We start from the raw sequence: 4,401 nt of genomic DNA, 5'->3' as shown, positions 1-4,401 counted from the left end.
TGCCGGATGGCTGGTCCTCTTTGCTGCCTTGGGTCTTCCTTTAGGTCTGTGGCTACTCATGAGCGCCGATGAGCGGTGGGTAAAGGCGTCATTGGCGGTCCTGTTAATCTTATTTGCGATGTATTCGCTATTCGGCCGGCCCTTCACGTTGTCATCCGACAGTAAGCTGGGCTTGTTCGTTTGCGGCCTACTATCGGGCGTCCTAGGTGGAGCGTACGGCCTGAACGGCCCTCCATTGGTAGTTTACGGCGCAATGCGTCAATGGTCCGCCCAACATTTCAGGGCGACCTTACAGGGCTACTTCCTCCCGGCGAGCCTAATGGGTACCATCGGTTACTGGTTAAACGGACTGTGGGTAATGCAGGTCACGACCCTTTTCCTTTGGAGCCTTCCCGCCATTATCCTGGCCATTTTTCTAGGGAGAGCTATCAACCGCCGGATGCAAGGTACCCGTTTCTTCAACTACCTATACATCGGTCTGATTAGCATTGGGATCATCCTGCTGCTGCAATCGGTGCGTTGATTTCAGATCCGCTCCATTGGCCGAAAATGCGAAACCGCATTTCCCTACCGTTACAATTCCACCGTAATCGCTGACGCCCCCAAGTTCTTCAACACCTGTTGCATGGAATCAATCATTTGATCAGGCCCGCAGACGTAAAAATCCTGATCAAAATCCCTTATCTTGTCTTTTAAGTAGGCCTCATCAATACGCCCATGATCATAACCGGGAGCATTTTCATCCGTAACTGTGTTGATGAAATTTTCACCCAGCATTTCAGTGAATTCATCCTTCAGTATAATATCCGCCGCTGTTTTGTTGGAGCAGATCAACTTATTATTACCGATTTCCCCATCTTTATATAGCTGTCGGAAAATAGCGATGAATGGCGTGACGCCAGCTCCACCAGCAATAAAGGTTCCTTCGCCTTTATATTGTATAGCGCCCCATACGTCGTGCAAAACAAGCTCATCTCCCGGCTTCAACAATCCCAGTTGATGGGTCACTTCCTGGTGTTCATCATATATTTTGATAGTAAACTCCAAGAAATCCCATGCGTTGAGCGAGGTGAAGGTAAAGGGGTTTCGCTTATCCAGCCAGCCAGCCTTATTGATCGTTACTTCGGTAGCCTGTCCGGGAACGAAGGTGTAGCCCTTGGGCTTTTCCACGCGGAACCGTTTTACATCATGGGTATCGGGCTCTACGGACAAGATTTTAACAATATATTTCTCTTCCATGGCTTTTATATTGAAATGATAACTATTGATTGCAGGCGCAGGGTGAAGCGCCTCGCAATGGTATCGGCAATATACAAACTTTTCAAGCAAATTCAGCAATCGGTTCAGCGGCGCCGTTTATCCTTCGCCGGCGCCTTCGCTTGTTTCATCTCCCCCCGTACCGTCGCCCGTCTCTTCGTCGGCAGGCTTCTCAATTTCATAATCCGCTGGATAAGCAGTACCCGTAAATTCGGTTCGTACCGACCGCTTACCTTCGGTATCATATGAATAAATCTCGAAATAGTACGTGTTTGCCACCAAGGGTTTGATTTCTACCACTAAGGAGTCGGCAGAAGCCATGGACTGCCGGTTGAAAGGCACAGACAAAGAATCGCGTCGCTCATCCCAGAAAATCCGGAACTCATTGATGTCCGGATCGGTGGGGATTTTCCAGACTGCGGTTACCATTTCGTTTCCACTAAGGGTATACACATCGAGCACACGCCCCGCATAAATCCGTTCTCCGTCTTCGATATATTCTTTATAAGTGTTGTCCATCTTGCCGCAAGCGGCAGTAACCAGTATGAATACAATCCCTAATAGCAGGTGTTTTTTCAGGTTCTTTTGCATATCAACTTGTTATTTAGAGTATACGTATTTTAATGGATTCATTTCTCATTTTCGCCATACAAATCCAGTTCCATCAGGTGGAACATACCGGCAACCCACGATTCCAGCACCTTGAACCGGATATAACGTACCTTAGGTGTTCCCGCTGGAAAATTAAATTCATGGCCCTTATTTGCTAACTCGTTATCTTCATTGGAGTTCGTGCCCGGTGGTTGACCGGATGGCTTGATGATTTCATACGTGCCCAAAAATTGCCATTTTTCGTCCCACGCACCATCGGCAGAAGGCACCTCAGCCATTCCATACAGTTCGAAACGACGTGGATTGGCATGGTTATATTGCCAACCACTAAGTCGTTGGTGGACCACGAACCGGCTTAACGCCACCGTCTGGCCCAAATCAAAAGTAAACCACTGGGGCATGCCGCCTGGGGGGTGTTCGGGTGTATGGAATCCGGAACCACGGTTATCATCCCAAAGCCGAGGCATCACCCAGCCGAAAGCATCCCGCTGGTCGGTCGGCAATACATACGGACTAAACTTGGTTTTATCGATTTTTTCTTCGAGCAGCGGCACTCCTGTCCAGAAAATGGTATCGCTGAAATTCTGGTACTGATCCCGTACGGTAAGCCCCATCGTGACAGACTCGTTCTTCATACCGCGGGTATTGAACACAATGGTGTCGGCCGACGAATATTCGGTATAGGCCTCCTGCCACTGCCCCAAACTGTCTTTCAATAAGATGAGTGTGGCGAGTGGCGATTTTGCTGGATTATCCACCTTCACCAATACACCGCCATAATCCGGTTGGATATCAACCGTCGTCACGGCGTGCCGGAAAGGCGGTTCGGCCGGCTCAACTTTTACCGTGATGGGCTCCGAAGCCATTTCGGCCCGGTTAACGGCATAAAGCCGGACATCGAACGTCCCGGCACGAACGAAACCTTCTACCCGCAATGTATCGTTGTACACCGACGCCTTTTGATGGAAAATCCGACCATCACCAATATCATACTCCGCCCTTACATAGAGTGCGTTCGAGTTGGTGGGGAGGGTATATTTTATCACCGCCCCACCCGAAAAATTTTCCCGCACTTCCGCGGCAGCAACCGGCTGTGGTTGTTCGGTGTCGTTACTCAGTGGCTTTACCCACGATTGCTCTTTGCAACCGAAAAGGATCCCAATGAAACAGGTTATCCATGCTATTTTTAATGTTTTCATCTTTATTGCGCTTTAATGTTCCTCTTACTAAAACCCGACTTCCATTTACCATCCGGGATTCTGTGCCAGGTTACGGTTCCTGATCAACGTGGTTTCTGCTATGGGCCATAAATAATCGCGCAAGACGAATACGCGATTGTTCAGAATGACCGGCTTATTGAAATCTTCCGCCGAGATACCACGGATATCGAAACCCCGCGTGGGGCGCGTGTAATAGGTCGCTCCCCGCCTCCACCGTCGGATATCCCAGAAATTTTGCCCTTCGAACGCTAGTTCGATCAACCGCTCACGTTGGATGATTTCCCGCAGCCCTTCCTTGGTGTTGGGCTTGTCGGGCTTTGTCGAATATGTCGCCCATGCTTCGCGTACGCCGGGCAACCCGTATTTACTACGGATCCTGTCGAGGATATCAAAGACTTCCTGTGTATTGCCATACGCCTCATTCAATGCCTCGGCATAGGCGAGATACAATGCAGATAACCGGTAGATAGGCCAATGGTAGGGTTCCTGGGCATAGCGGTTCTGTTCAATTAGTGAGGTCGGACTTACGATTTTCTTCACAAACAACCCTGTCACGGAAAACGCATCGATCCGTGTCCTTCCGCTCACTTCATATGCACGCCCCTTGATGAAGAAATAATCATTGGCATTTCCAGAGAACCTACCATTGCCGTACCAAACCCCGCGATCAAAACCTATGGAACCGTAATAACGGGGTTCGCGGTTATAATGTAGCTTGGCCGTAGTTTCTCCCTCCCTGATGTAGTAACGATCCTTCGACACCGCCTTTTGCAATCCAAACCGATCGGCATAATCATAGGTTTTGTCTTCTTCTATCGGCACGCCGTTGTTGCTATAAAACAACTCGGCCATCTCTAGGGTGGGTGCAAGGCTTGCCTGGGTACCTACTGTGGTCCGGCCGGGATCTATTTTCGGCTGTCCGGCAGATTGGTTGACCGTGGAATTGGTATATGCCCAGATGACCTCGGGATTCCAATGGTTGGTAAACGCATTCCGGATATTCAGCGCGTACCGGAGTGAATCGGGGATATCCCGCTGCACGGGTTCCAACTCGTAGGTGTATAATGCGTTTTCGCCCAACTCTTCCGCCGCCGCGATAGCTTCTTCCAACGCCTCTGCTGCCCGGACCCACTTTTCGGCGTCGTACTCACTGTTGACCAAATGAATTCCTCGGTCGTCAACAAAATTGGCATAATCAGGGTTGCCGTTGAATAACGGGCTTGCTGCTGTGAGCAAAATCTCTGCTTTTATAGCCGCAGCTACCGGCTTGATGATCCGGCCGGCCTCTTGTGCCTTACTGAGGTACACGCTT

At 49.8% G+C, this 4,401-nt stretch carries 5 protein-coding genes; 1 reads left to right on the top strand and 4 read right to left on the bottom strand.

The genetic code is table 11. The annotated features are described in order from the left end of the window. A partial coding sequence (locus ACO1NT_RS06640) for a TSUP family transporter (RefSeq protein ID WP_449047664.1) occupies window positions 1-523 on the top strand: 523 nt, incomplete at its 5' end. 50 nt (window positions 524-573) lie between these two features. On the opposite strand, the gene ACO1NT_RS06635 is transcribed toward ACO1NT_RS06640, so the two are convergent. The 4 genes from ACO1NT_RS06635 to ACO1NT_RS06620 all read right to left on the bottom strand — a co-directional run. Beyond that, on the bottom strand, window positions 574-1,239 hold the full coding sequence (locus ACO1NT_RS06635) for a flavodoxin reductase (RefSeq protein WP_449047663.1): 666 nt from the start codon (window positions 1,237-1,239) through the stop codon (window positions 574-576). A gap of 117 nt (window positions 1,240-1,356) precedes the next feature. Further along, on the bottom strand, window positions 1,357-1,848 hold the full coding sequence (locus ACO1NT_RS06630; protein WP_449047661.1) for a DUF4998 domain-containing protein: 492 nt from the start codon (window positions 1,846-1,848) through the stop codon (window positions 1,357-1,359). A 38-nt stretch (window positions 1,849-1,886) separates the two neighbouring features. Beyond that, complete coding sequence (locus tag ACO1NT_RS06625) at window positions 1,887-3,068, bottom strand: DUF5000 domain-containing lipoprotein (protein ID WP_449047659.1); 1,182 nt, start codon at window positions 3,066-3,068, stop codon at window positions 1,887-1,889. A 45-nt stretch (window positions 3,069-3,113) separates the two neighbouring features. After that, window positions 3,114-4,401 (bottom strand): RagB/SusD family nutrient uptake outer membrane protein (locus ACO1NT_RS06620; protein WP_449047657.1); only part of this gene is annotated, 1,288 nt, incomplete at its 5' end.

Source organism: Parapedobacter sp. (assembly GCF_053550995.1).
This window is presented reverse-complemented; position numbering and strand designations above follow the sequence as displayed.

Excerpts from the sequence above, each read along its gene's own strand:
- ACO1NT_RS06635 (WP_449047663.1), bottom strand. The coding sequence starts at position 1,239 with ATGGAAGAGAAATATATTGTTAAAATCTTGTCCGTAGAGCCCGATACC.
- ACO1NT_RS06630 (WP_449047661.1), bottom strand. The coding sequence starts at position 1,848 with ATGCAAAAGAACCTGAAAAAACACCTGCTATTAGGGATTGTATTCATA.
- ACO1NT_RS06625 (WP_449047659.1), bottom strand. The coding sequence starts at position 3,068 with ATGAAAACATTAAAAATAGCATGGATAACCTGTTTCATTGGGATCCTT.